General features: G+C 49.3%; 2 protein-coding genes. Both read left to right on the top strand.

Annotated features, from left to right (window positions below; translation table 11 throughout):
- The coding region (locus AB0442_RS42565; RefSeq protein ID WP_366168862.1) for a hypothetical protein at positions 1-393 on the top strand (393 nt) is incomplete at its 5' end.
- A gap of 328 nt (positions 394-721) precedes the next feature.
- Complete coding sequence (locus AB0442_RS42570) at positions 722-1,063, top strand: gamma-glutamylcyclotransferase (RefSeq protein WP_366168863.1); 342 nt, start codon at positions 722-724, stop codon at positions 1,061-1,063.
- Positions 1,064-1,158: the final 95 nt, after the last annotated feature.

Raw genomic sequence — 1,158 nt, forward strand, 5'->3', positions numbered from 1 at the left:
GTAAATATAGAGAATATAACAATTAATGGTGGTGGTGCTGGCAGCGGGGCTGGAACCGCTGTTGAGCTTCTCAACGCTGCTATTGTTGGCAATATAACATCAATCTCTTTCTCTGGAACTGCATTAATTGTTAGGCCGACTGGAAAGGTTCCGAGAATGGCTAACCTTTCAAACAATACCGATTCCACGGTTCCTATAGCAATTATTAGCGCTACTAATTCATGTTGTTGCGGTTGGATAATCCGAAACTTTAACGGTCCTGGTCAACCAACAGTTTTCCAGGAGGCTGGAACTACTGTGGTATCAACATGGGTCGGTTGCGAGAACTCAATTCCGATTGCTCAGGGGGGAGCCACTCTCAATGCCGCAACAAACATGAACAGATTCTATTAACAAAATAGGTATCGAAAATTCTATGCTTTCGATATCTATCTGGGACAGATTTGGGACATGGATGTTTTCGCATCTGTTGATATGGTTTTCCATCTTTTTGCATCTTGGGACGTGTGAGCGCGGTTTGATGCGGTAAGTTGCTGTGTTAGATGGTGATTCTAGGAACTTCTAAGCCGTAGGTCATAGGTTCGAATCCTATAGGGCGTGCCATTACTTCCTTGATTTTCTTCCCCCCGACTTGTTCCCGCAAAAATTCGACTGCGTAATCCATACTCTCGTTGGCTCGCCATTGAGCGCCATGCTATGTTCGTTCGCTAACTTTTAGTCAGTGGCAGAGAGCAACATGCAAAGCTTATTCGTTTACGGCACCCTGGGGCCGGGCAGACCCAACGCGCACATTATGGAAGCCATCGGCGGCAGCTGGGAAGAAGGCAGCGTCGGCGGATCGCTGCTTAACGAAGGCTGGGGCGCCGAGATGGGCTACCCAGGCATCGTGTTGGATAACAGCGGCAATCGGGTGAACGGTTTTCTGTTCCGTTCAGCTAATCTCGTCAATCACTGGCCGACTCTCGATGCGTTCGAAGGTGAGGGGTATGAACGGGTGGCGGTCAGCGTCTCCACCGCCGGCGGCGAAACCGTCGATTCGTTTATCTACATGTTGAAGAAATGAGATGAAGCCGCCTCGCCGAGTGAGTGCGAGGCGCTTGACCCGCCGGCAATTGAACTTTCGTTTATTTTGCCGCGCTACAATAGGCGAAAATTTCC

This window comes from Kitasatospora sp. NPDC085895, from assembly GCF_040702125.1.
GTDB lineage: Bacteria > Actinomycetota > Actinomycetes > Streptomycetales > Streptomycetaceae > Kitasatospora > Kitasatospora arboriphila.